Consider the following 25848-nt stretch of genomic DNA (forward strand, 5'->3'; position numbering starts at 1 on the left):
GATGACAGGAATTAGTGTATTTGATCATAGATTACTAGCAGACTCATGGAGCACGCAGGAAATGCGTGCTATTTTTTGCGAACAAAACCGCATACAAAAATGGCTCGATGTTGAAGCAGCTTTAGCAAAAGCACAAGCAAAACTTAAAATTATCGCTAAAAAAGCAGCTGATGAGATCGCAAAAAAGCTCATTATAAATTTATGGATATGGACTTTATCTTTGCTGAATTTAAAAAAACCAAACACCCTTTAGTTCCTACTGTAAGAGGATTAGAAAAAGCTTGCGATAATAATTTAGGCGAATATGTACATTTTGGAGTAACCACTCAAGATATCATCGATACAGGACTGGTTTTACAATTTAAAGAAGCAATGACTCTTGTAAAAAGCGAATTAAAAGCTATCGCAAAAGCCTTAGCGAAACTAGCTAAAACCCATAAAAACACTGCTATGATGGGAAGAACTTTAGCACTTCAAGCTTTGCCTATTACTTTTGGACATAAAGTGGCTATTTGGTTAAGCGAACTTGAGCGTCATTTTGAAAGAATACTTGAGCTTGAAAAAAGACTTTATGTAGGCAGTATAGTAGGTGCTGTAGGAACTAAAGCAAGTTTAAGTAATGAGTGCAATGAAGTAGAAAAACTCACTTTAGAAAATTTAGGACTTGATGTGCCTAATATTTCTTGGCAGAGCGCACGTGATCGCTTTATAGAACTTGGTTTTGTACTAGGCAATATCAACGCAACCTTTAACAAAATCGCTCATGAAATTTTAATCCTTTCGTATAATGAAATTGATGAAGTTGCTGAACCTTTTGGCAAAGGACAAGTAGGATCAAGCACTATGCCACACAAAAGAAATCCTGCAGTAAGCGAAAATGCAGTTACAGTAAGCAATGCCTTTAAAGCAAATTTAGCCATTTTAAGTGATATTGAAAGACATGAACATGAAAGAGATGGTCAAGTTTGGAAAATGGAATGGAAGCTTTTACCTGAAATGTTTTTAATGCTTTCTGTGGTTTTAGCAAATATGAAATTCGCTCTTAGTGATTTAGAAGTAAAAAAAGACAAAATGCTTAAAAATTTAAATACTCTTAATGGTTTTGTTTTAGCAGAGCGTGTTATGTTTGCATTAAGCGATCATTATGGAAAACAACACGCCCATGAGATTGTTTATGAAAATGCTATGCTAGGTATCGAAAAACAAAAAACCTTTAAAGAAGTTTTACTTGCAGATAAAAGAGTATCTAAGGTATTGAAAGAAAAAGAAATCGATGCTTTGCTTGATGCAACAACCTATGTAGGATATGCACCAAAACTTGTAGATGAATTTTTGGAAAAAATCAAAAATAGTGCTATTTTAAAATAGGAAAAATCATGTTCTATAGTGAAATTTTAGCGGATTTTATTTTCAATCTTAAATATGAAAATATCCCTAATACAGTTGTTCAAAGAACTAAAGAACTTATGCTTGATAGCCTTGGAACAGCTATAGCAGCAAGCAAAGAAGAATGTGTTTTAAATGCTTTTAAAGCTTTTGAAAATTTAAGCACAGAAAAAAATACTCTTATTTGGGTAAATGATCAAAAATTAGATCCTATATACGCAGCCATGCTAGATGGCATTGCTTCTCATGCGTTAGATTTTGACGATACACATACAGAAGCGTTTTGCATGCAAGTGCAATTTTAACTCCACTTTGTTTAAGTTATGGTTTTCATGTTAGCAAAGATACGAAAAAAATCATCAAAGCTTTTATAGTAGGCTGGGAAATTGCAGCTAGAGTAGGCATTGCAAGCAAAGGTACTTTTCATAAGCGTGGTTTTCATACCACTGCTATTGCAGGAATTTTTGGAAGCGTAAGTGCAAGTGCAATCTTGCTAGATCTTAACAAAGAACAAATCATCAATGCTTTAGGACTTGCAGGAAGTTTTGCATATTGCCAATGCTATTAAAAACGGTATTATAGTAGCTCATTTTGCTAAAAACCATATGAGTGGACCTTTGAGTATTTTTGAAGGTAGGAATAATATCTTTAAATGTTTTGGCATAGAAGAAGAATGCGATAAAACAGAACTTGGCAAAGCCTTAGGAGAAATTTGGCAAACTATGCAAGTTTCAATCAAGCCTTATCCAAGTTGTCATTTTGCTCATGGGCTTATTGATTGTGCTATTGCTTTAAAAAATGATGGCTTAAAAGCTGATGAAATTAAAAGTATTCATTGTTTTGTAGATGAAGTTCCTATTTCTTTTATCTGCGATCCTTTGGAAGCAAAATACACTCCAAATAGTGCTTATGAAGCTAAATTTTCCATGCCTTTTTTAATGGCTCTAGGATTCTTTGATGGTAAAATCACTCTTGAATCTTATGAAAATTTAAAGCGTGAAGAAGTACTAGAATTTGCTAAAAAAATCAGTTACAAAAAAAGAAAATCTCAAGGCTTTCCAAAATATTTTCCAGGGCATTTAGAAGCCAGTTTGCAAGATGGACGCACAATCCAAAAAGATGTTTTTATAAATAAAGGTAATTTTGATAATCCATTAAGTTTTGAAGAATTAAAAGCTAAATTTTTAGCCAATGCACAAATTTACCTTGATAATGCTAAAGCTAACAAAATTCTAGATCAAATCATCAATCTAGAAAATTTAAACCACTTTTCTTTTTAAATATTAATCCTTCTTTTTATAAGAAGGATAATTTCATTACATTTTTTTATTATAATATTTATTATTAATTTAGGAATTACAATGACTTTAGATAATTAAAAGATGGACAAAAGGCTATTATTGTCAATTTAAGTGCTCAAAAAGAACTCAAAAATAGACTTTTAAGCTTTGGATTTATCAAAAATAAAAACTTGAAAAAAATTCACTCCTCTTTAAAAAATGCCACCATAATGGTAGAGCTTGATGCAAGTTGTGTTATCCTAAGATCTGATGAAGCTAAAACCATAGAAGTGAATCTTATATGAAAAAAATCAAAATAGCCCTTGTAGGTCAGCCTAATGTAGGCAAAAGTCTTCTTAATTAATGCGCTTTGCAAAGCCAATATGAAAGTAGGAAATTTTAGCGGAGTTACTATAGAAAAAGCAAGCGCAAAAACTTTTTATAAAAACTATGAATTTGAAGTTATTGATTTGCCAGGAACTTATTCTTTAGATGGATATAGCGAAGAAGAAAAAATCACACGTCATTTTTTAAATCAAAATGACTATGATGTTATTGTTAATGTTTTAGATGCTACCAATTTAGAACGCAATCTTATCCTTAGCGTAGAACTTTTAAGCCTTAATAAAAAAATGCTTTTAGCTTTAAATATGTGCGATGAAGCCAAAAAAGAAGGTATAGAGCTTGACTTCTGTTTTAAGCCAAGAATTTCAAAGTCAAGTTGTTGAAATTTCAGCAAAAACAAAAGAAATTTAGAACTTTTGCTGCAAAAAATTATTATTTTATTTGAAAGTAAATTTATTCCAAGATCTCAATTTTATACTCCACTTTGTGAAAAAAGCCCAGAGAAAGAAGATTTATTATATTTTATTAATAAACTTTCAAAAAAATTATCACACACAAAAAAGAAGAAAGAAATTTAACTAAAAAAATCGATGCCTTACTTATCCATAAATTCTTTGGCTTACCTATATTTTTATTTTTAATGTGGCTTTTATTTCAACTCACCTTTAGCTTAGGGCAAATTCCTATGGATTATATAGAATCAGGCTTTAATGCCTTAGGTGAACTTGTTAAAAACAATATTTCTAATACCTTCATCGCTTCAGCTTTAGCTGATGGGATTATCGCAGGTGTTGGTGCTGTGATACTTTTTTTACCTAATATAATGATTTTATTTTTAGGCATAGCTCTTTTAGAAACCACAGGCTATATGTCAAGAATAGCTTTTTTACTTGATGGGATTTTACATAAATTTGGTTTGCATGGTAAAAGTTTTATTCCGCTAATCACTGGTTTTGGTTGTTCGGTACCTGCTTTTATGGCTACACGCACTCTTAAGAACAAAAGAGATAGACTTTTAACTCTTTTTGTGATCAATTTTATGAGTTGCGGAGCAAGACTTCCTGTATATGTGCTTTTTATCGGTGCTTTTTTTCCAAGTGAAAAAGCAGGAAATTATCTTTTTGGAATTTATATTTTAGGTGCGATTTTGGGACTTTGTGCTGCAAAATTTTTAAGAATGACAGCATTTCGTGGACTTGATGAACCTTTTGTTATGGAAATGCCAAAATATCGTATGCCAAATTGGCATTTAGTTTGGTTTATGGTTTATAATAAAGCCAAAATGTATCTTAAAAAAGCAGGAACTTTCATACTTTTGGCCTCTTTGCTCATATGGTTTGCTAGCAATTTTCCAAAAAGTGAAGAAAATTTAAATGATTTTAATGCTCAAGAAAGAGCTATAGAACAAAGTTATTTAGGACAATTTGGCAAAGGCATAGAACCTATTTTTAAACCCCTTGAGTTAGATTGGAAATTAAGCGTATCTTTAATCAGTGGTTTGGCTGCTAAAGAAGTGATGATCTCAACTATGGGCGTGCTTTATTCACTAGGAAAAGATGTAGATGAAACAAATAATGATTTAAAAGGAATTATCGCTAAAAACATACCTATACCAAGTGCAGTGGCTTTTATTTTATTTGTAATGATTTATAATCCCTGCTTTGCAGCAACTATAGTTTTTTCAAAAGAAAGTGGAAAGCTAAAATATACTCTCTTTCTCTTTCTTTTTACCTGCACAAGTGCTTATATAGTAGCTTTTATAGGGCTTCATATTGCTAAAATTTTATTAAATTAACTTGCTTTTAATGATGAAATTTTAGTAATATTATCTTCAAAAGCTTTTAAAATACTATAAGCAATACCTTCAAAATCAAGCCCACCGCAAAGATAGATTAAAGTCATACGAAAAGATTTACTCACATCAAGCTTTGGTTTTTCAGCATTCATATTTAACTTAAAATCATAAGGACTTGCATGTTTAAAAGCATAATTTTTTGCCGCAATTAAAAAATCATTCTTATCTTTTAAAAATGCGCCTTTAACCAAAATAAAACTCATCTCAAGATATTTCCAAAAATCTTTTGAAGGCATAGGAATTTCATCAAAATTTTGTTCTATAAAAGCATAGTTTTTCTCAAAGGATTTTTTATAATTTTCTACAAGCGAAGCACCTAATTTATTTTTAGCTATATTTTGTAAAATAAGTTTTATATTGCTTTCAAATTCAAAACCTATTTGTTCTAAAATTTTAATTTGCTCTTCTAGAAAAAATTCTTGTTTTAACTCTTCATTGCAAAGTTTAGCGTAAGAAAAAATATTTGCCATAGGTTTTTCATAATTCCCAAACTCATCCCAAAAATTTTTCTCACTACAGGCTATACAACCATGTCCTGCAGCCACTGGCCAAGAAGTTTTAGCATTAAATTTCACTTTAGGACAGTTGTTGTAAGTATAAGGTCCTTTACAACCTATCTTAAATAAACAAGCTCCATTCTTTGCAGCTTCATCGTCAAAATGTTCAGCAAAAATCCCACTTTCAAATTTCGCCTTTCTTTCACATATATCATGCAAACATTTACCATAAGCCCACACAGGACGATTTTGCTCATCAAGTTCAGGCAAAACTCCAAATAAAGCAAAAAAACTTAAAGTCGCAATGATATTTATATCACTTGGAGGACAACCCGGAATATTTACTACTTTCTGACTTAAAACTTCGCTAATACCACAAGTTTTACTAGGATTTGGATAAGCAGCCTGAATACCACCATAACTTGAACAAGTACCCACTGCAAAGATAGCCTTGGCTTTAGCGGCTAGTTTTTCTAAAATTTCATAGCCACTCTCTCCTTGCGCTCCTATAGTAAGAAAAAAGGTATCAATGGCTGCAACACCACCTTCAACCGCTAAAATAAAATCTTCTTCTAAAACATACTCTAAAAGCTCTTCAGCCTTAGTGCCATTTGCCGCCATTAAAGTTTCATGATATTCTAAAGAAAAAAAATCAAAAATAAGCTCATCAAAACTTGGCAACTCAGAACGCAACAAACTCTCGCTACACCCTGTACATTCACAAAGATGAAGCCATACTAACTTTGTTTTAGGTGCGATTTGAAAAAATCTTTGAGCAAGAGCTGGAATTTCATTGCCTAAAGATAAATGCCTAGCAAGAATTTTTACACTTTCTTCATTGATAACCTTATCCTCTTTTAAAGTAGAATTCTCAAGTTTTTTAATGCGATCTTCAAGTATATTTTTTAATTCTTCATTGCTAAGCTTTGCCATTTTTTATCCTTTTTGATTATCCCAACAAAGAACAGTTTGCCCTTCTTCATTTTTTTCAACATCGCCCATACCCATGATGTTATATCCTGCATCAACATAATGTATTTCACCTGTAACACCATTTGCTAAATCACTAAGTAAATACATAGCCGAATTGCCTACATCTTCTATACTAACATTGCGTTTTAAAGGAGAATTGATTTCATTGTATTTTAAAATCATTCTAAAATCCCCTATTCCACTTGCTGCCAAAGTTTTAATAGGACCTGCTGAAATAGCATTAACACGAATTCCTTTTACCCCTAAATCTCTTGCCAAATAACGCACAGAACTTTCAAGTGCAGCTTTTGCTACACCCATAACATTATAATGAGGTACATATTTAACCCCACCAAGATAACTTAAAGTCAAAATCGAACCCTTATCTTTTAAAATAGGCAAAAGCGAACGTGTTAAAGAAAGTAAAGAATACACAGAAGTTTGCATAGCTATATCAAAAGCTTCTTTTGAAGTTTCTAAAAAAGAATTTTCTAAAGCTTCTTTTGGAGCAAAAGCAACCGCATGCACTACAAAATCAATCTCGCCTAAATCTTTTTTGATTTTTTCAGCGATAGAATCTAAATGCTCGTTATTATTTACATCAAGCTCATAAACAAAATTAGAATTAAACTCTTGTGCTATAGGTTCTACGCGTTTTTTTAAAGCATCATTTAAAAAAGTAAAAGCAAGCTCGGCTCCTTGATCAAAACATGCTTTTGCTATGCCATAAGCGATAGATTTATTATTCGCAACCCCTACAATAAGGCCTTTTTTACCCTTCATAATCATCTTTTATCCTTTGATTAATTTTATAAAATTTTCTACTTTTAAAGCTGCAGAGCCTATCAAAACTCCACCACAATGATTTACACTTAAAATTTCTTTGATATTATTTTCATTCACACTTCCACCATAAAGCAAAGGTACCTTGGTTAAACTCGCTAAAAATTCAAGCACTTTAGCGATATCTGTACTTTGTGCGCTCACTCCCGTTCCTATAGAATAAATAGGCTCATAAGCGATGATGAGTTTTTCATAATTTAAATCAATAATTTCAAGTTGTTTTTTTAAAAACTCTAAAGTCTTGCCTGAATTTTTTGTATCTAAATTTTCACCTATACAAAAAACAATTTTATAACCATGCTCTTTAGCAAAATCAAATTTAGCCTTAATAAATTCTTCATCTCCTAAAGCTCTTCTTTCAGAATGCCCGATTAAAACACATTTGATCCCAAATTCGTCCAAATGCTCTTTTCCAAGCTCGCCTGTAAAAGCACCATTAACACAAGGATAAAAATTTTGCGCTCCTTGTATGAAGTTATTTTCATTTTCTAAAAATGCTACACTAGGTGGGAAAACGATAATATCATCACATTTTGCTCCCATGGTTTTATTTAAAATTTCAGCATAAATTTTAAAGCTTGCTCTTGTGTGATTGCATTTTAAATTTGCAGCAAAGATCATTCATTTTCCTTAGATCTTAAAGCTTTTACGCCTGGAAGTTCTTTACCTTCTATAAGTTCAAGAGAAGCACCACCTCCAGTGGAAATAAAAGTCATTTCATCTGCATCACCTGCACGCGCAACCACATCAGCCGTATCACCGCCTCCAACAACAGAAGTTGCATGTCCTTCGCTGATATAATGACTCATTTTAATGCTACCTTTTGAAAATTTATCAATTTCAAAAACACCCATAGGTCCATTCCACCAAATCGTTTGCGCATCAGAAATCACCTCTTTAAAAAGCCTCACACTTGCAGGTCCTATATCTAAACCCATCCAACCATTTGGAATTTCTTGCACTGGAACAAATTTCATCGGCGCATCTTGTGAGCACGTAGGAGCAGCTACAACGTCTACTGGAAGATAAATTTTCACTCCTAAATTTTTACCCTTGGTAAGAATTTTATTAGCTTCTTCTAAAAGTTCTTCTTCTAAAAGTGAATTTCCTATATCATAACCTAAGGCTTTTAAAAAAGTAAATGCCATACCTCCACCTATGATTAATTTATCTACCTTTGGTAATAAATTTGTCAATGCTTGAAGTTTTCCACTTACCTTTGAACCTCCAACAACAGCGATAAAAGGACGTGCTGGATGTTTGATAAGATTGCTTGCAAAATCAATTTCTTTTTGGAGTAAAAATCCTGCACCTTTGTGTTTTTCATCAAAGAATTTAGTAATCGCCTCCACGCTAGAATGTGCTCTATGGCATACTCCAAAAGCATCATTGATATAAACTTGAACCATAGAAGCAAGTTCTTTGGCTAAATTTTCATCATTTTTAGTTTCGCCTTTTTCAAAACGCAAATTTTCAAGAAGTAAAATTTCGCCCGCTTTTAAATTCATAGCTTTGGTTTTTGCATCTTCGCCGATAACATCTTTTGCCATAATAATTTCTTTATCTAAAAGTCTAGCAAGACGCTTAGCCACAGGTTCTAAAGAATATTTAGAGCTAATTTCTTTTGGACGCCCTAAATGAGAGGCTAAAATCACACTACAACCATTATCCAAACAATATCTTATCGTAGGAATAGCTGATCTTATGCGTCTATCATCAGTGATATTTAAAAAATCATCTTGAGGAACATTAAAATCACATCTTATAAAAACTTTTTTCTTAGCTAAATCAATGTCTTTTATAGAAATAATATCACTCATGATTAAGCCTTATTTGCAATATATACTGCCATATCTACTAGACGACTTGAATAACCCCATTCATTATCATACCAAGCAATTACCTTGATAAAATCATCCGCAATCACTTGAGTTAAATCACTTGCTACAATAGCTCCATAAGAACAAGTGATAAAATCGCTTGAAACTCTTTCATCATCATCTACCATTAAAATGCCTTTTAAATTTGTAGTTGCAGCTTTTCTAAAAGCTTCATTGATTTCATCTTTGCTGACTTTACGGCTTAGTTGTGCAGTTAAATCCACGCTTGATACATCAATCACTGGCACACGCATACTTTGTCCGTGAAGCTTGCCATTAAGTTCAGGCATAACAAGTTTCATAGCTTTTGCTGCGCCTGTAGAAGTTGGAATGATATTTTGCGCTGCGGCACGAGAACGGCGTTTATCTTTGGCCTTAGCATCAATAATACTTTGTCCATTTGTATAAGCATGTATTGTTGTCATAAGTCCTTTTTCTATACCAAAATTATCTTGTAAAACACGACAAACAGGACCTAAACAATTTGTTGTACAACTTGCATTAGAAATAATGCTTTCACCCTTGTAAAGTTCTGAATTTACTCCTAAAACATAAGTAGGAGTATCATCTTTTGCAGGAGCACTCATGATCACTTTTTGTACTCCCATATCTATAAATTCTTGACATTTTGCCATAGTTAAATGCGCTCCTGTGCACTCTAAAACAATTTGTGCGCCGTGTTTTGCAAAGTCAAGATCTTTTACATTGCGACTTTTAAATACTTTGATTTTTTTACCATTTACCACCAAATCATCGCCTTCACTATCAACACTGCCTTTAAATTCACCATGTACTGTATCGTATTTAAAAAGGTATTTTGTAAGTTCAATATCCGTAGTATCATTTATCGCCACAAGCTCAATATCATTTCTTTCTAAGATGATTCTTGCAACACATCTGCCTATGCGTCCAAAACCATTTATAGCAACTTTTACAGCCATTTAATTTCCTTTTGCAAAATATAATGCTAATATTCTACAAAAAAAAGGTTAAAATTTTAATGAAGATAGCACTTTTTGGTGGCAGTTTTGATCCACCGCATAATGGTCATAATAGCGTTGTTTTAGAGGCTTTGGAAAAATTAGATATTGATAAACTTATTATTATGCCTACTTATATCAATCCTTTTAAACAAAGTTTTAGTGCTGATGAAAAGCAAAGATTCTTATGGGTTAAAAAACTTTGGGGACATTTGCCAAAAGTTGAAATTTGCGATTTTGAAATCAGGCAAAAACGCCCTGTTCCTAGCATAGAAAGTGTTAAGTATCTTTATAAGCTTTATAATCCTAGTAAATTTTATCTTTTAATTGGCGCAGATCATTTAGAAAAACTTCATCTTTGGCATGATTTTGAAAAACTCAATTCTTTAGTAGAATTTGTTATTGCCAATCGCAATGATATAGGAATTCCTAAGAATTTCAAAGATTTAAAAACCAATAAAAAAATCGCTTCTTCTTTCATACGCGACACTTTAAATACAAATGAGGTTTGTGAAGAAATTAAAGATGAAGTAAAAAAATATTATGAAAAATTACAAAAAAATTGATACAATTTCAAAAATTAAAGGACAATAATGCAAGAAAGAATAGATTTAATCGTTAAAATTTTAGATGAAAAAAAAGCTGAAAATATCAAAACCATTGACATGAGCGAGCAAGAATACTTTGTAAAATATGTCATTATTGCAGCTACTTTAGGAGAAAGACACGCTCTATCCTTGATCGATGAGCTTAAAACACAACTTAAAGCCAAAGGTGAGGAATTTTTAAACATAGATAGTAGCGAAGAATGGAGCGTGATTGATCTTGGCGATATTTTAATCCATCTTTTAACACCAGAACACAGAGGAATTTATAATATAGAAGAATTACTAGAAAACCTTAAAAAAGGCAGGGTTTAAAAAGGCTAAAATTTAATTAGCCTTTTTAATTTTTAGAGATTATCGATATATTCTTCAATCTCTTTTTTAATTTTCTCTTTTTGCTCTTTTAAAGCTTTTTTCTTAGCCTTATACTCAACCTTGCTCATATAGTCTTTTTGATCATGTAAAGCATCGAGTTCTTTTTCGATTTTTTCCACTTCTTGTTCTTTAAGTTTTTTAGCTTCTAACTTTTTATCATAAAACATAGGATCTTTAGCACAATCATTTTGTACTTGTTTTAAAGCAAGCTCTAAGCTTAAAGTTCTAGCTGTATCATTATGCGCTTTAGAAAAACTGATTTCTTTATTGATACGATCGATTTTTCTATCACATTCACTTGCACCAAAAGCAAAAGCACATAGTGTAAGTAGAATAAGTATTTTTTTCATTTTTAATTCCTTTTTAAAATAAATTAAATCGCGGAATATTATCTCATCAATTCTTAAATCTAGCTTTTATATCATTAAACAAAGTAAATACCATACTTTCAAGCTCTTTTGCTCTTTCTAAAGATGTTGCCTCAAAGCGTGTGATAAGATAAGGGCTGGTATTAGATGCACGAAGTAAAGCCCATCCATCGCCAAAATCTATCCTAGCTCCATCAATTTCACAAAGACTTTTAACACCTTTTAAAGCTCCTTTTTCAATCTCTTTTTGAAATTCTTCCACAAGTTTGAATTTTTCTTCTTCATTTACAGGAATTTTAATTTCAGGTGTAGTATAAAGTTTTGGTAAAGCTTTAATCATACTTTCTAGATCAAAACCTTTATAAACAAGCTCCAAGGCTCTTAAAAATGCATAAATTCCATCATCATAACCAAAATATCTATGTTTAAAGAAAATATGCCCACTCACTTCAGCAGCTAAATCAATATCTTTTTCTTTCATCATTTTTTTGATATTAGAATGTCCTGTTTTTCCCATAAAAATAGTTCCAAATTTAGCCACTTCATCAAAAAGATTTTTAGAACATTTTACCTCACCTAAAATGCGTGGATTAGGGATATCTTTAGCAAACAAATAACAAAGCTCATCCCCACAAAATACATGAGTTTTACTCAAAGCAACCATTCTATCAGCATCCCCATCAAAAGCAAAAGCTAAAGAATAATCTTGATTTTGATTTAAAAATTCTCTAATCGCACTTAAGTTTTCTTCTTCTGTAGGATCTGGAGCATGGTTTGGAAACTGTCCATCAGGCTCTGCAAACATTACATGAGCTTTTAAATTTAAAGCCTTGATTAAAGGCTCTATCACCACTCCAGCCGCACCATTTGTGCAATCAACACCAAATTTATAATTAAAATCCTTTAAAAAGCTAAATTGCTCGCACATAAATTTCACATAAAGGTTTAAAATATCGTATTTTTCTACTTCTAAATTTTCTTCAATATCATCATCTAAATGCTTATAAACTTCTTTTGAAAACTCTTTTAATTCTACACCAAAAAAACTTTCTTTATTAATAGTAATTTTAAAACCATTATAATCTTTTGGGTTATGAGAGCCTGTTATCATAACATTTGCATCAAATTTCAAGCCCTCATAAAGACTAAAATATCCCAATGGAGTTGGCGCAAGCCCTATATCATAGATTTTTATTCCCGCTTTGTTAAGTCCGCTAATTAGATAATTAAAAAGCTCATTTGCACTATATCTTGCATCATAGCCCACACTTACATTTTTACAGCCTTTATTTAGCATGGTTTGTCCCAAGCAAAAACCTATAGCTTTAACGCTTTTTTCATTCAGTTCTTTGCCATAAAGTCCTCTTATATCATATTCTCTAAAAATCACATCTAACATTTTTTTCCTTCAAATTCATCTCTTCTTTAACCTAAATTTATCGTTTTTCTAAAGCAAATTTGGATAGAAAAGAAATTTTTGCTACAATTTTACATTAATTTCACTAAATGAAGGAAAATTTATGGATGAAGAATTAGAAAACGAAGAAACGAAAAAGAAAAAAGGCGGTTCACTTGTAATTATTATTGTTATTTTACTTTTTGTTTTACTTCTTAGTATTATGGGAGTAATTGCTTGGCTTATTTCAAGCAGTTCAAGTGATGAAAGTGAAGTCAAAGAAGCCCCAAAAGAAGAGGCAAAAACTGATAAACCTAAAGTTTCAGCTCCTACTCAGCGAGGTAGTGATTTTGCTAATATAGGTCCTATGTATCCACTTGATCCTTTTACCCTAAATTTACTTAGCGATAGCGGCTCAAGATATGTAAAATGCACTATAGAACTAGAACAAAATAGCGAACTTTTAAAACCTGAACTTGATAAAAAAGTCCCAGTGATTCGTGATATTATTATTCGTACATTAACAGCTAAAACCTTTGAAGAAGTAAGTACACAAAAAGGCAAAGAACGTTTAAAAGATGAGCTAGTTGGAAAAATCAATGAAATTTTAACCGATGGCTTTATTAAAAATGTTTATTTTACGGATTTTGTAGTTTCTTAAATGCGCGTAGGCTGTGATATCATCGCCATTTCTAGGATAGAAAAAATTCATTCTAGACATGGCAAAAATTTTTTGGATAAATTTTTAAGCCCAAAAGAACAAATACTCATTAAAAATCCAGCAACTCTAGCAGGTCTTTGGGCTGCTAAAGAAGCCGCTAGCAAGGCTTTGGGTGTTGGAATTTGTGAATTATGCAGTTTTTTTGATATTGAAATATCAAAAGATGAAAAAAACGCACCTAAATTAAAATATTCTCAAAAAATTACAAAAGATTTTAATATCACTCAAACTTCCCTAAGTATTTCTCATGATAATGGTTTTGCTATAGCCATAGTGGCTATAGTTTGATTATTTTCCTATAGTTTGCTTGTCTAAATTTCTTGAAAGTATGAAATCCACCACAGGTTGTTCTCTTTTGTTTGCTCTTTTGCAATGATCTTTTTGAAAAAAATCTGTGATTTTTATAACAATCCTTGCCCATTTTTTGCGATTTCTTTCACGCCACGCATGAGAAGAAACGCTCTCCCAAGCATAGCCATTAAACAAGCTTGCATTTACGAAATGATCTAAGGCTCTAACACCCTGTCTTGCTCGTGCGGTATTAAAAAAAATTCCTATAATCACGATAAAAAGATATCCTAAAACTGCTAAAGGTACTATTGCACAAAGCAGAATAGTCCCTGCTAATTTTTCTTTTAAGCTTCCTTTTAAGGTGCGTTTTACACGACGACGAAAATTGGCGCGAATTTTAGTTCTAACTCTTTTCATAGCTTTCTTTTGCTAAATTTTATCCTCATACCATTAGCCGAACGCACTGTTAAACGCCCTACTACATCAGGTACAAAACCTTCTTCAAGTTCTAGTTTGTAAGTTTTTAAAATATTAGCCAAAATCAAAATCGCTTCTTGCATAGCAAAACCTTGTCCTATACAAATTCTTTCCCCTACCCCAAAAGGCAAATAAGCATCTTTTTTGTACTCTCCTTCAAAACGAGAAGGATTAAATCCATGCGGATTTGTCCAAAATTCTTTATGTCTGTGTATCAGCCAAGGAGCAATCACCACCCCAGAACCTTTTTTAATAAGCTTATCTCTAACTTGAGTATCTTTTTTTGCCTCTCTTGCAAAAAACCCAACAGGAGGATAAAGTCTTAAAGATTCTTTAAAAATATTTGTTAAGTATTTAAACTGTCTTAAATGCGAAATTTCAATGACTCCACCCTGTAAAACCTGAGTAATCTCCTCGTAAGCTTTTTCTTGCTCCTTAGGATAAAGACTGAGTAAATAAAGCGTCCATGTCAAAGAACTTGCTGTGGTTTCATGTCCTGCTAAAAAAAGCATAGCCACTTGATCTAAAATTTCCTCAAAAGAAAAACGCTTATTTGTATCAGCATCCACTACTAAAAGCAAAGATCCTAAAATATCTTCAAATTCTGCATTATCTGCCATATCATATCTTGGTTTTATGATATCACTTAAAACCTGTCTGATCACATCTCCGGCCTTAGCACGCTTACAATCTCCTAACACATAAGAAAGCCATTTTGGAAAACGAAACATACGACGCATGGCTGTATGCACGCTTTGCTCTTGAAAAGTCACAAATGCGTTTAAGATTTTTTTACCTTTTTCCTCATCGAGTTTTGAAGACATAATGGTGCGAAAAATCACATCAGCGGTAATAAAAGTCATAGCTTCATCTACTTCGATAACAGCATGATTTGGATACTTGCTAAAACGATCCATCATATCTGCCACAGCTTCACTCATAAGATTAAACACTTTATTGATACGAGTCATTTCAAAACTTGGACGCAAAAGCTCTCTTTGTTTTTTCCAAACTTCACCATTTGTAGTAAAAATACTCTCCCCTAAAAGCGGACTTAAAAGCTCATGTAAAAATGCACTTTTAGGAAATTCTCTAACCTCATCAACCATCATTCTTTTAACTTCTTTAGTGTCATTTATGACATAAAGATCAAAATTTGGCATCTTCACATAGCCTGTTTGCATTTTATAACTACGCTCATAAAGCCCGTCAAGCCAAGATCTACGCTTTAACAAAAAAGTTAAAAGCGTAGAAGCTTTATTTTTATAAGGTTTTGGAAAAAAGGGGCATTCACTCATATTTTTACCTTTTCTTCTAAAAATTTAGGCATTATGATGAAAGAAAAAAAATCATAATCACCTTTAACACTAATACTATAAAGATATAAAAAGTGCGCTTTGTTTTTATCTCTTTTTATTTTTTTATACTCATGTTTTTCATATAAAGTGTGAAATTTAGCACTTAAAAATGGGGGTGTAAATTTAGCATTTACGCCACTCGTGCGGAAAAAATCCACTTGAGGAAAACATGCTCCATCAATAATCGATGTATAATCATACCATTTTAAATCAAACCTTGAAACAAATTCAAGCTTCTTTCTAAATTCATCCGCTTTTTTTTGATAACTCACTAAAGGAATGCATTCTCCTAGAGTAAGAATTTTTAACTTATGAAGTAAAGATAAATCTAAATTTTGTCTTAAAATACACTCCAAAACTTCTATACAAACTATAGTTCCAACACTATGTGCTACTAAAACAAGTTCATAATCTTGTTTATTTTCATTTTGTTTTAGCTTATCTACTATGGTATTCGCAAAAAGCTTGATTCTTTCTTGCATAGTGCCTGTTTTTTTATCTTGCCAAGTAGCACAAAAAGCACAAATTCTTGCTATCCAAAATACAGCTAATTTCTTACCTAATTTAAATAAAAAATGATTTAGTAAAAATCCTAAAAAACATCCTATGATGATAGCTAAAGAAAAATGCATATAATTTTGCAAAAAAGCAAAACTTCCAAAAGCCACAACCAAAGAAAATAGTAAAGAAAATAACACATAAAAAAAAGGATAATAACCTGTGATAAGTTGATAAATCGACTCTTTGCCAAATTTGATAAAAAGCCCTGTGATAGTATAAATTCTAAAAAAACTATAACAATCTGCCAAAGCATCTTTATAATTTTCTGACCAATTTTTCTTAACAATATCATTCCATGTTAAAAAATGATATGTAGTTTGTACTCCTTCGCAAGAAATTTGAAAAAAAGGAAATTGCTCATTTTTTTCAATTTTACTTAAATCAACTTTAATGTTAAAAGCATGAGAATAATCTTTTAGGTTTTTTTTAAATAAATCATAATAAAATCTATAACTTTTAGGATCATATCCTGCTATATAAAATACTTCCCTATCCATACAATAATTTCTTTTTGCTTTTAATTATAACAACTTTGCTTTAAAAGCTCTCTTAATCAAAGCTTTTTAGTCTTATTTGTCTAAAAAGAAATTTTTATAAAAATTGCCGTTGAATTGATTAGTTTGTAAAAGATATTTTTTAAAATTACATACCAAAACAGGATTGGGTTTATAAGCATGAGCTTCACGCCAAAAAAATTGAAGTTTTTTTGGATAAGATAAGCCTTCAAAATCATAAAAAGCATTGCCACAAACCTTAGTCGGACAGCCTTCTAAAATAGCACTAAGGCCTACTGTTGAATTTATAGTAATACAACCCAAAGCCTTTCTTAAAAGAACTGGCAAGTGGGTATCATGAACATATAAAACCCTTCCTTCTACATGATATTTTTGACTTAAATCATTTATGAGTTTAGAATAATTCTTATAGCCCCTATCCATGGGATGGTGTTTAAAAACTAGATAAGATTTAGCTCTTGCATGGTTTGCAAAAGAAAGTATGGTTTCCTCTATAAAGTGCTCTATGCTTTTTTTGTAATGATATTTAATTTGCGTATCGCTATAAACTTGTAAAATCGCCAAAAAGTACTTTTTTTCTAAATTATAAATCTTTTCATTTAGTTTTTTTTCTGTAATCTTATAAAGATACTTTCTATACAATGATCTAAACCAAAATAAAAATTCAAAAGGATATAAAGTGCGATGATGAAGTTTGTTGTTAAAAAATGGAGCCAAAATAAAAGCAAACAACCAATACAAAAAAGCATCAAAAGCCATAAATTTAAATCCACCTGGAATTTCTTTTATGCTTTCTTTGGTAAAAATATTTTGAGAAAGATAAAAATTTTTATCACGCGGTAAAGAAGAATTTGCATTCACTCCATCTTTTTCCAAAGTAATACAATAAGGCCTTAAATATCCTTCTTCAAAAATCCATATTTCAATTCCTAATTCTTTAGCCACTTTAATAGCCTTAGTATGTATAATGCGACAATCATTATACATTAAAATAGCATCGATTTTTTTGCTTTGAAAAAAATCTCTATAGAAATTTTCAAGATCTTTTTCATCGCACTTACACCTCGTTCCACTAGGATAGAAAAAAAAATCTCCACCGTTAAAATTGAGTTTAAAAACTTTGGTTTGTTTTTTTTTCATTTTTATTGCAAGATGATGAAAAAAATTTCCCACAGGCCCTTGCAAGAGTAAAACATTTTTACCGCTAAATTCTTTTTTAATTTTAGTGCTAAATCTCATTTCTTTGCTAAAAATTCATAAAATCTTCTTATTTTTCTAAGCATAAAAGTTTTAAAATCTATTGCCAATTTTATATATTTTTTTGAAAAATAAGCTTTTTGTAAATTTAGCATTATATCTAAACAAACTTCAATTTCACATAAAGTTTTTGTTTTAGGATTTATATATCTTGGATATGCTATCAAAGCACCTGCTACAAGCTCTTCTAGGCTTAGTTTTCTTGTTCTTCTTTCGCATCTATATTTATCTTTTGTTAAACCCCAGCCCGCATAAAAAGGCATACCATAAGTAAAAACTTTTTTAGCTCTTAAAAGAGCATCAAAACCACTTGTAGAAGTAATAGTGTGAATTTCATCAGCAATTTTTATAGCGCTATCAATACTGCAATCTTTTACAATCTCATCACAAAATTCCAAGATGAGTGTTTCATCTTTTAAACCTACACGGTTGCCACTTAACACATCAGGATGAGGCTTAAAGATGATATAAGCATCTTGATTTTTAGAACGCACCTCCTTAAGCAAATCAAGAGTAGATAAGCCAAAACCCCCTAAAATCATCGAAGCATCATCTTCAACTTGAGCAGGGATTAAAATAATTTTTTGCCCTGTTTTGGCATTGATTTTTAAGTCTTCATGCTTTAAGCCATTATATTTTGAAAAGCGGTTCTCAAGTAAGATTTTTATAATATTTTTTGCCCTATTTAGCATATTTTCATCAAAAATTTCGTTTTGCAAAAGCTCTTCTAATTTACTTGCTTTATTTGGATCTATGTAAAGTCCTTTATCATCAACAATTAAAGAAAAAGGGCGCGTAAGATCAGAACCTAAAGAGATTGAGCGAATAAATCCATCTTCAACTAAAGAAATTTTGGGAGTAAAATGGAGCAAATTCTCATCTTGCGCTTTTTTTATAAGAGTAGTTTTAAGAGCGTTATAATCTATCCTTTTACCCCAAATGAAAAATTTATCATTTTCTTTTAATTGTATATTCTTTAAACAATCTAAGAAATCTAGAAATATGATTTCATTGTTTTTAGCTATAAAAAAAGGTTTTACAAATTTCCTTTTCCATTTTGAAAATCCAAAGAAAAAAAGTCTATTAGAATTTGCCTTTTCTATATCTTTATATTTTGCTAAAGTTTGAATAGTATCAAAAATATTACTTTTTTGATTTAAATAAGGATTAAAATACTCAGCATAAAGTATATAAGCAACATAGAAAACTTCTTCTAAACTTCTTTTTTGCATCCTTCTTTTACACTCTAATTTATCTTTTGTTAGACCCCAACCTGCATAAAAAGGCATACCATAACAAATACATTCACATTCTTGCATCAAAGCTTCAAAACCCATACCAGAAGTTTTGGTATAAACCTTATCAAAAAACTCAAGCAAGGCTACGGGATTAAAATTTTCAGTGATTAAAATACATTCTTTAGGTAAGGAATTTATATCTAAATCACTTTGTTTTTTACCGCTTAAAACATCAGGATGGATTTTTATATAAATTTTAGATTTAGGATTTTCTTTTATGGCATCTTTTATCATATCGACGGTTTTAAAACCTTTAGCAAGCCCAAATTCAAGTGAGGCATCATTGGCCGTTTGGGTGATGATTAAAACCCTTTTTTCATCTTTTTGAAAATAATCATCTGGAATATCAAGATTGTTATTATACTTGCTAATTTTATATTTTTTGATAAGCTCTATAGCTTTTTTAGCTTGCTTGATTTCTTCATCTTTAAATTCATAAGTATTTAAAAGATTTTCAAGCTTTGAAGGTGCTGTTGCATCATAATAAATGCCTATATCATCTTTAACCATAGAAAAACTTGGGCTATTTTCAACCCCTAAGTTTAATGAGCGGATAAATCCATCTTCTAAAAGTATGAATTTAGCCTTATATTTTTTAGCTAAATTTATAGCTTTTAAACCTGATTTTTTGCGTCCCCAGCCAAGGAAAAGATCATCTTTATTTATTTTTGAATTTTTCTTATACAAAGAAATGGTGTAAAAATTTCTAACATTAGCAATAAGTTTTTTTGATATTGAGTAATGCTTCACAATGCCAATTTCTTTATTATAAGTTCAACTTTTTCTTCTAAATTATTTCGACAAGAATTATTGATCACTAAATCAGCCTCTGGTTTATCAAATTCTATATCAACACCAACTACATTATCAATTTCTTTATTTAAAGCCTTAGTATAAAGCCCTTTTTGATCTCTTTGTATTAATTCATGCATATCGCATTCTATATAAATTTCATAATAATTTTTTAATTGCTTTCTATTGTAATCATAAATCTCATTAAACATTGAAATCGTAGTGACAATAACCATCATACCTTGATCGTTTAAAAATTTTGCAAATTTAGCTCTTTTCAAAGCCATATCTATGCGACCTTGTCTATCGTATGCATAATGTCCTAATATTTCTCTTAACTCATCTCCATCGAGATAAATAAGGTTTTTATATTTTAGTTTTAATTTCTCATACAAAGCTTGACCTATAGTTGTTTTTCCACTTCCAGCTAAACCAGTAAGCCAAATAATATAAGGACTATTTATCAATTTGCACCTCTAAATCACTCATAAAATCAATTTCACACCAATTGCCATCAATTTCCACTGCTTTTGCGTTGTTGTATTTTTCAATTAAAGCTTGCAAAAAACTTGTCATGTACATATTTTCAAAATTTTTATTATCATATAAAATATCTCGATCAAGCATTCCATAAAAAGCAATAACTTCGGAAAGAAATTGATAAGAAAATTTAAAAAGTCCTATATATTGAGCTTCTATCTCATCATAGGCATTAGCTTTTTTTCCAAGTTCTATAATATAACCATTTGTCATCTTTAATGTTTCAGCATCTTCTAAAGGATTTGCAAAGCGTTTGCTCCAAAGCTTACGCCAAGACTTATCAACTACTATAGCAAGTTCTTCTTTAGCATTTATAAGCTTTTGCACGCAATCTTGAAAATAAACAATATCCGCATAAGAAATAATCAAATCTTGTTTTTCTTTGATGCATTTTAACATAAAATCTTTAGCACAAAAAAAAGTATGAACCATATTGGTTTTATCATATTTTGAATTAATAAAAAAATGCTCAATATCATATTTATTAAGATAATTTTTTAGCACATCGTTTAAATATCCACCCACGACAGCTATTTCATTTATACCTGCTGATTTTAAAGCTTCGATTTCATAATCTATTATTTTTTTATTCTTATACTCAACCATACATTTTGGTTGATCTTTTGTTAAAGGCATCAGCCTTGATCCAAAACCTGCTGCTAAGATAATTGCATTCATATTATTCCTTGATTAAACTAAACCACTCTTTTAAAATTTGAATATTATTAAGCCCATTTTCTCTTTCAATATGCCACATTATACCAAAAATATTTTCATACTTATGTTTAAAAGCTTCTATGGTATTATCTTCTGCTAAGCAAAGTTCTACAAGATCTTCGCCTAATTTTTCAATAGCAAAATTATGAAAAGAATTGCTTATAAATTTTTCTTTTGAGAAAAATACTTCATGTTTGCCTATATGATTTTCACAAGGACTTATATGGCTGTTAAAATAATGAGCTATCATCTGAGCCCCTCTGCAAATTCCTAAAAGTGGTATTTTTTCTTCTAAACAAATTTCTATAACTTGCTTTTCATATAAATCCCTCTTTTTAGATAAAACATTAGGACTATAAAAACTTAAATCATTGCCACCGCTTAATATCACAGCTTTTATTAGATGTTTATAATGAGAAAAATCTATTTCATAGCTAAGAGGAAGAGGAGTAAAATTTTTAAATAAATCTTTATTAAATAATTTTCCCCAATCCAAAGCCAAACATTCTCTTTCTTCATGATAACTTTCGTTGCAAATAAGCCTTTGAGTAATACCTATAAACAAAATATTTGCTCACTTTCACATTCTATATTTATTTTTTTAGCTTTTAAATATTTTTCAAAATTTTCTTCTCCAACTCCTATAACAGCAGGCATTCCAAGTTCTGAGGCACGAATGGCCATATGTGAATTAGCACCCCCATAACATGTAATAAGTCCTGCTATATTTTTTGTAAATAAATAATCATATCCAGGATCTGCTGCATAAATTAAAACAATCTTTCCTTCTAAATCTTTATCATTTTCCTTCGCCGTAAATGCAGTGATGTTCTTTTGTGTAATGAAATTTGGAATAATACTATGATTATAAAAAGAAAAAATTTCATCGGCATTGCAAAGTAAAGAAGGAAGTTTTATAGCTTGTGTAAGTTCATATTCTTTTTTATTGCGATTAATTTCTTCTACAAACTGCTCTTTTGGATTTATAGAATAAAGACTAGAATAAAGATTTAAAATGCTTTTTATATCAAGATGAGCCAAATCTTCTTTTTCAATACCATAATATTTGCCTAATTCTTCTATATAAACTATAGCCTTAGAAAGCAATCTAGTGAATTCAAATTTAACGAGCTCTCTACCCTCGATAGCCTGCTTTAAAAAATCAAAAAATTCACAAGCATTAATCTCTAGTCCATGTTCTCTAAGTAAGGCATTTAAAGCTTTTGTCTTTTCTTCTGAAAAAACAAAAGCTTTATCTTGTAAATAAACTTTACTATCTTTTTGATCCACATCAAAATAAAGCTCAAAATCTTCATCATACCTTGGCGATAAAATATTATAAGTTCCTGCTCTTAAATGTCCAAAATCTTTCAAAAATTGATCTTTGTTGTGAAAATTAAGATGGTTTGTTTGTTTGCTTAAATTTTTACTCACTGTATTGAGTGAATTTAAAAAATCATCTTTTTCCTCTTTAGTTATAAAATCAATCTCAACTAAAGAATTTAAAAGTTGCATTGCTACAAATGCAGCCCTAGCCACTCCCGCAAAAGGCAAGGTTCCATAACGCTTGCATTCTTCAATAAGCCAATAAATTTTATCAATTAAAGAAAAATTAGAATTAATAATACCATCATATCTTTCTTTTAGCTTATAAGCTTTTTGTATATCTTTTAAATAAAGCCCTGATCTAGGATTAATAATCTTATTTGTAAGTTCTAATAATGAAAATTCTAATCTTTTGATTTCATTTTCATTAAAACCATGATTTAAAAGTTCTTCTAATTTTTTAGAACTATTAAAGTCATAACAAGAATAAACAATATTAAATTCAATCTTATCGTGCAATTCATGATTTTTATTAAGCTTATCTAAGTAAAAATTGACAAGTTTTTGTGCGATATTTTCATCTAATTTTTTTGGTATAAAAGAATTAAAAGATAATCTTACATCCACATAAGGAATGCCTAAAAAAGAATGGATTAAAGGATGGGATCTTAGATCTCTATAACCATAATTATCTCTTTGATACGCCCAGATATTATCCGTAATGATTTCTTTATATAAACTAAAAGCTAAACGCTTAGGTCTTAACCCTATGATTTCAGCTGGATTCCAATCAGGCATTACCCCAAAAATGGCTTTATCTCCCAAAACTCTAGATCTTGATTCTTTTAAAGACTCAAAACGTTTATAAAATCTATATAAAGCTTCTTTTGGTAAAGAATGAAATAAATTATTTTTTTCATGCATAACCAAAGGACGCACTTGTAAGCAAAAAAGTTCTTCCTTATCATCTTGAATAGCAAATGCAAATTCAACATCTAAAAAATGACAATCATATAAAACTTCTAATTCTTTTATAAGTTCTATAATTTTTTGAAGTCTAATATCTTTAAATTCTAAATAATTTCTGTAATGATAGTAAGTTTTTGCACTCTTACTGCTTCCATCTGTAATAGAGCTATTTGAACCATTTTCATCATATTGAAGACAAAAATAAGGGGAAAAATTATCTTTATCAACGCTAAAACCAACTCCACAAAGAGTAATGTTTTCAAGCATAGGTTGAACTAAAATTTCATCACTTTTTGATGGCATAGAATTGGCAACTTCATATAAAGCTTTTAATAACTCATCTTTAGAATCAGCTTTAATATTTGCCAAAGAAAGAAAAGCACCTGCATTGGAGTTTTTCATGCTATCTTCACTTAAAGAAGAACTTCTTATAATGAGTCTATTAGCCTTTAAGGTTTGAATGTCCTGTAAAACTTTATCTTCATTTGATATTAATTCTTCAAGCGAAGTTAAAACCAAAGGTAGAACTTTTGCTTTTTTTAATTTTGTTTGTAAATTTTTTAAATTTTGTGCTTTGGTTTTAAATTTTAACTCCGCCATGTTTTTCCTTAGTTTTATATTTTTTTAGCACTCCAACAACGAGTGGTATATTTTATGCTAAATTCCTTAGGAAGTCTTTGTGAAATTTTATCACTAATTTTATTAAAAAGTTCATTTCCTTCATCAGTCTCCAAATCCCAATAAGGATTTTTAACACTTTTCCATGCATTAATATAATTTTCAATGCTTTGATGAAAATAAAAATCCTCTTCAATATAAACAATATTATCAAAAAGATCCTTTCGACTCTCTATAATTGGTCTTTGATCTTCTCTTCTTGTTCCCCTTGTATAATTTGGTACAAATTCTACAATAGTATCTTCAGCTATTTTTTGCACAGGATCGTTTAAATCCCTGTGATTCCACATACAAGAAAAATATCCCTCTGATTTTAATAAGCGATGAGCTTCCTCTAAGGCTTCATTTCTATCCATTACATTAAAACTACTACCAAAAGTCACCCAATCAAATTCACTATTTTGGAGTGTTGAGTTTAAGCCTGTTGCTCTAACCCAGTCAATCTTTTGATCCTTGGTTCTTTCTATCCCGATCTCACGCATCGCATCATTTGGTTCTACAGATACTACCCTACATCCTCTTTCTAAAAGCATAATGCTTAAATTTCCAGTTCCTGCACCGATATCAGCGACTTTAATATCTTTTTTTCCAACTAAACTAATAAGCATATCTATAGTTTTTGGAGCATAATTTGGTCTATAGCTATAAAATTTAGCATGCTTGGTATAATCCCACACTTGTTCTACTAGTTTTTGCATTTTATTTCCTTTTTTTCATCTTTAACAAGCTTGATGAAAAAAAGGAGGTATTTTATGCTTTTCTAGCTGTCCATGCTCTTATTTTATAAGGAATCTCTATACTTTGCATATGAGAAATTTTAGCTTCTATCATCTCTAAAATTTCCTTCCATCTTTTTTCACCTGCTTGTGCTTGTATATCATTTACAGAATGCCAAGCTCCAAGATAACGCTCTTTATCCCAAAACTCTTTATAGTCACACTCCATAAAAAAGCAGTCTGTGAAATCTCCTGTTGAAACAAGAATTTCTTCCCATTTTTTAACATTTTGAGTGCCACTGCTTACACGAGCAAGCTCTGGAACAATATGTTTAATCTCCTTTTCGATTTCATCAAAAACCGAACCCTCTACAATGTGGCGAGGATTCCAAATCGCGGTGAAATACCCCCCCCCTGTCAATATACGATTAAATTCTGGGAGAGATTTTTTAGGATCTGTCCAATGAAAAGAACTAGCCATGATGACCCAATCAGCTTGATTATTGCTCATGCAGGTTTCTTCACCACTCCCTTTATGCCAAGAAATATTTGATAAATTTTGTGTAAATTTTTGTCCTTCTTTGCGCATATTATCATTTGGTTCCACAGCATTGATTTGACATCCAAACATTTCTCCTAACATCTTAGTAAGTTTTCCAGTACCAGCTCCTACTTCAACAATATTTAAATCTTTTAAATTTTTATTTTTGTCATTGATACAAACTACAAGTTTTTCAAGTAAAAACGGACTATAAGCAGGTCTATTATGATAATGCTTTGCAACCTCTGTAAAATCCCCTTGTTTCATATTGATTCCTTTCTCTAATTTTAAACACAATTATATCTTTTT

Annotated in this window: 21 protein-coding genes and 5 pseudogenes; 8 read left to right on the forward strand and 18 right to left on the reverse strand. The window is 30.8% G+C overall.

The window, feature by feature from the left end; genetic code table 11:
• Nucleotide 1 precedes the first annotated feature (1 nt).
• The 4 pseudogenes from purB (at nucleotide 2) to feoB (ending at nucleotide 4806) form a co-directional block, all read left to right on the forward strand.
• Nucleotides 2-1368, forward strand: a pseudogene (gene purB / locus FBF06_RS07815) (adenylosuccinate lyase).
• 8 nt (nucleotides 1369-1376) lie between these two features.
• Nucleotides 1377-2666: pseudogene (locus tag FBF06_RS07820) on the forward strand (MmgE/PrpD family protein).
• Between the two features lie 95 nt (nucleotides 2667-2761).
• A pseudogene (locus tag FBF06_RS07825) lies at nucleotides 2762-2971 on the forward strand (FeoA domain-containing protein); the annotation flags it as partial.
• Nucleotides 2968-4806 (forward strand): annotated as a pseudogene (gene feoB, locus FBF06_RS07830) (ferrous iron transport protein B). The pseudogenes FBF06_RS07825 and feoB, both read left to right, overlap by 4 nt.
• On the opposite strand, the gene FBF06_RS07835 reads toward feoB, so the two are convergent.
• Genes FBF06_RS07835 through gap form a run of 5 tightly spaced genes read right to left on the reverse strand, consistent with a single transcriptional unit; the run spans nucleotide 4803 to nucleotide 9999 of the window.
• Nucleotides 4803-6296 (reverse strand): hydrogenase small subunit, encoded by a 1494-nt coding sequence (locus FBF06_RS07835; protein ID WP_168977617.1) that lies wholly within the window; start codon nucleotides 6294-6296, stop codon nucleotides 4803-4805. The pseudogene feoB and the gene FBF06_RS07835 overlap by 4 nt on opposite strands.
• Nucleotides 6297-6299: 3 nt before the next feature.
• The gene (gene fabI, locus FBF06_RS07840) at nucleotides 6300-7124 is read right to left on the reverse strand and encodes an enoyl-ACP reductase FabI (protein ID WP_002923484.1); all 825 of its coding nucleotides are present in this window, start codon (nucleotides 7122-7124) and stop codon (nucleotides 6300-6302) included.
• 3 nt (nucleotides 7125-7127) lie between these two features.
• Nucleotides 7128-7799 carry a triose-phosphate isomerase gene (locus tag FBF06_RS07845; protein WP_002859678.1) on the reverse strand — a complete coding sequence of 224 codons (672 nt, stop codon included), beginning with the start codon at nucleotides 7797-7799 and terminating at the stop codon, nucleotides 7128-7130.
• On the reverse strand, nucleotides 7796-8998 hold the full coding sequence (locus FBF06_RS07850; protein WP_011049975.1) for a phosphoglycerate kinase: 1203 nt from the start codon (nucleotides 8996-8998) through the stop codon (nucleotides 7796-7798). The genes FBF06_RS07845 and FBF06_RS07850 overlap by 4 nt, the downstream gene beginning before the upstream one ends.
• 2 nt (nucleotides 8999-9000) lie before the next feature.
• Nucleotides 9001-9999, reverse strand: coding sequence for a type I glyceraldehyde-3-phosphate dehydrogenase (gene gap / locus FBF06_RS07855; protein WP_002868484.1), 999 nt, complete (start codon nucleotides 9997-9999; stop codon nucleotides 9001-9003).
• 59 nt (nucleotides 10000-10058) lie between these two features.
• Here gap and nadD point away from each other — a divergent pair, with 59 nt between their 5' ends.
• Nucleotides 10059-10604 carry a nicotinate (nicotinamide) nucleotide adenylyltransferase gene (nadD, locus tag FBF06_RS07860; protein WP_002780449.1) on the forward strand — a complete coding sequence of 182 codons (546 nt, stop codon included), beginning with the start codon at nucleotides 10059-10061 and terminating at the stop codon, nucleotides 10602-10604.
• Between the two features lie 27 nt (nucleotides 10605-10631).
• The gene (gene rsfS, locus FBF06_RS07865; RefSeq protein WP_002825802.1) at nucleotides 10632-10958 is read left to right on the forward strand and encodes a ribosome silencing factor; all 327 of its coding nucleotides are present in this window, start codon (nucleotides 10632-10634) and stop codon (nucleotides 10956-10958) included.
• Nucleotides 10959-10990: 32 nt separating this feature from the next.
• Here the strand turns inward: rsfS and FBF06_RS07870 are convergent, their stop codons facing one another.
• The gene (locus FBF06_RS07870; RefSeq protein WP_052796160.1) at nucleotides 10991-11368 is read right to left on the reverse strand and encodes a DUF1090 family protein; all 378 of its coding nucleotides are present in this window, start codon (nucleotides 11366-11368) and stop codon (nucleotides 10991-10993) included.
• A 46-nt stretch (nucleotides 11369-11414) separates the two neighbouring features.
• Nucleotides 11415-12804 (reverse strand): annotated as a pseudogene (gene pgmL / locus FBF06_RS07875) (phosphoglucosamine mutase PgmL).
• Nucleotides 12805-12906: 102 nt separating this feature from the next.
• Between pgmL and fliL the strand changes: the two are divergent.
• Together fliL and acpS are read left to right on the forward strand one after the other, a co-directional pair.
• Complete coding sequence (gene fliL, locus FBF06_RS07880) at nucleotides 12907-13443, forward strand: flagellar basal body-associated protein FliL (RefSeq protein WP_002868488.1); 537 nt, start codon at nucleotides 12907-12909, stop codon at nucleotides 13441-13443.
• Nucleotides 13444-13791, forward strand: coding sequence for a holo-ACP synthase (gene acpS, locus FBF06_RS07885; protein WP_002825806.1), 348 nt, complete (start codon nucleotides 13444-13446; stop codon nucleotides 13789-13791). It begins immediately after the preceding gene.
• On the opposite strand, the gene FBF06_RS07890 is transcribed toward acpS, so the two are convergent.
• The 11 genes from FBF06_RS07890 to FBF06_RS07940 all read right to left on the reverse strand — a co-directional run bounded on the left by FBF06_RS07890 (nucleotide 13792) and on the right by FBF06_RS07940 (nucleotide 25806).
• Nucleotides 13792-14211 carry a hypothetical protein gene (locus tag FBF06_RS07890; protein ID WP_002780440.1) on the reverse strand — a complete coding sequence of 140 codons (420 nt, stop codon included), beginning with the start codon at nucleotides 14209-14211 and terminating at the stop codon, nucleotides 13792-13794.
• The gene (locus FBF06_RS07895; protein WP_002860383.1) at nucleotides 14208-15569 is read right to left on the reverse strand and encodes a cytochrome P450; all 1362 of its coding nucleotides are present in this window, start codon (nucleotides 15567-15569) and stop codon (nucleotides 14208-14210) included. Before FBF06_RS07895 ends, FBF06_RS07890 begins: the two co-directional genes overlap by 4 nt.
• Nucleotides 15566-16687, reverse strand: a complete 1122-nt coding sequence (locus FBF06_RS07900) for a hypothetical protein (RefSeq protein WP_002890766.1) — start codon at nucleotides 16685-16687, stop codon at nucleotides 15566-15568. The genes FBF06_RS07895 and FBF06_RS07900 overlap by 4 nt, the downstream gene beginning before the upstream one ends.
• Nucleotides 16688-16759: 72 nt before the next feature.
• Entirely contained in the window at nucleotides 16760-17944 is a 1185-nt protein-coding gene (kpsS, locus tag FBF06_RS07905) for a capsule polysaccharide modification protein KpsS (protein WP_002890768.1), read from the reverse strand.
• Nucleotides 17941-20010 carry a capsular polysaccharide biosynthesis protein gene (locus FBF06_RS07910; RefSeq protein ID WP_038401662.1) on the reverse strand — a complete coding sequence of 690 codons (2070 nt, stop codon included), beginning with the start codon at nucleotides 20008-20010 and terminating at the stop codon, nucleotides 17941-17943. Before FBF06_RS07910 ends, kpsS begins: the two co-directional genes overlap by 4 nt.
• On the reverse strand, nucleotides 20007-20519 hold the full coding sequence (locus FBF06_RS07915; RefSeq protein WP_002818256.1) for a cytidine diphosphoramidate kinase: 513 nt from the start codon (nucleotides 20517-20519) through the stop codon (nucleotides 20007-20009). Before FBF06_RS07915 ends, FBF06_RS07910 begins: the two co-directional genes overlap by 4 nt.
• Complete coding sequence (locus FBF06_RS07920; protein WP_168977619.1) at nucleotides 20509-21270, reverse strand: CTP:phosphoglutamine cytidylyltransferase; 762 nt, start codon at nucleotides 21268-21270, stop codon at nucleotides 20509-20511. The genes FBF06_RS07915 and FBF06_RS07920 overlap by 11 nt, the downstream gene beginning before the upstream one ends.
• A gap of 1 nt (nucleotide 21271) precedes the next feature.
• Complete coding sequence (locus FBF06_RS07925) at nucleotides 21272-21874, reverse strand: gamma-glutamyl-CDP-amidate hydrolase (RefSeq protein WP_057042301.1); 603 nt, start codon at nucleotides 21872-21874, stop codon at nucleotides 21272-21274.
• Nucleotides 21865-24204, reverse strand: coding sequence for a PEP-utilizing enzyme (locus FBF06_RS07930; protein ID WP_002874665.1), 2340 nt, complete (start codon nucleotides 24202-24204; stop codon nucleotides 21865-21867). The genes FBF06_RS07925 and FBF06_RS07930 overlap by 10 nt, the downstream gene beginning before the upstream one ends.
• Nucleotides 24205-24218: 14 nt before the next feature.
• Nucleotides 24219-24980: a class I SAM-dependent methyltransferase gene (locus FBF06_RS07935; RefSeq protein WP_002825818.1), complete on the reverse strand. Its 762-nt coding sequence runs from the start codon at nucleotides 24978-24980 to the stop codon at nucleotides 24219-24221.
• A 52-nt stretch (nucleotides 24981-25032) separates the two neighbouring features.
• A complete protein-coding gene (locus tag FBF06_RS07940; protein WP_002890773.1) occupies nucleotides 25033-25806 on the reverse strand; it encodes a class I SAM-dependent methyltransferase in 774 nt (257 codons plus the stop codon).
• Nucleotides 25807-25848: the final 42 nt, after the last annotated feature.

It is taken from the genome of Campylobacter sp. CFSAN093227 (assembly GCF_012897855.1).
Lineage (GTDB): Bacteria > Campylobacterota > Campylobacteria > Campylobacterales > Campylobacteraceae > Campylobacter_D > Campylobacter_D jejuni.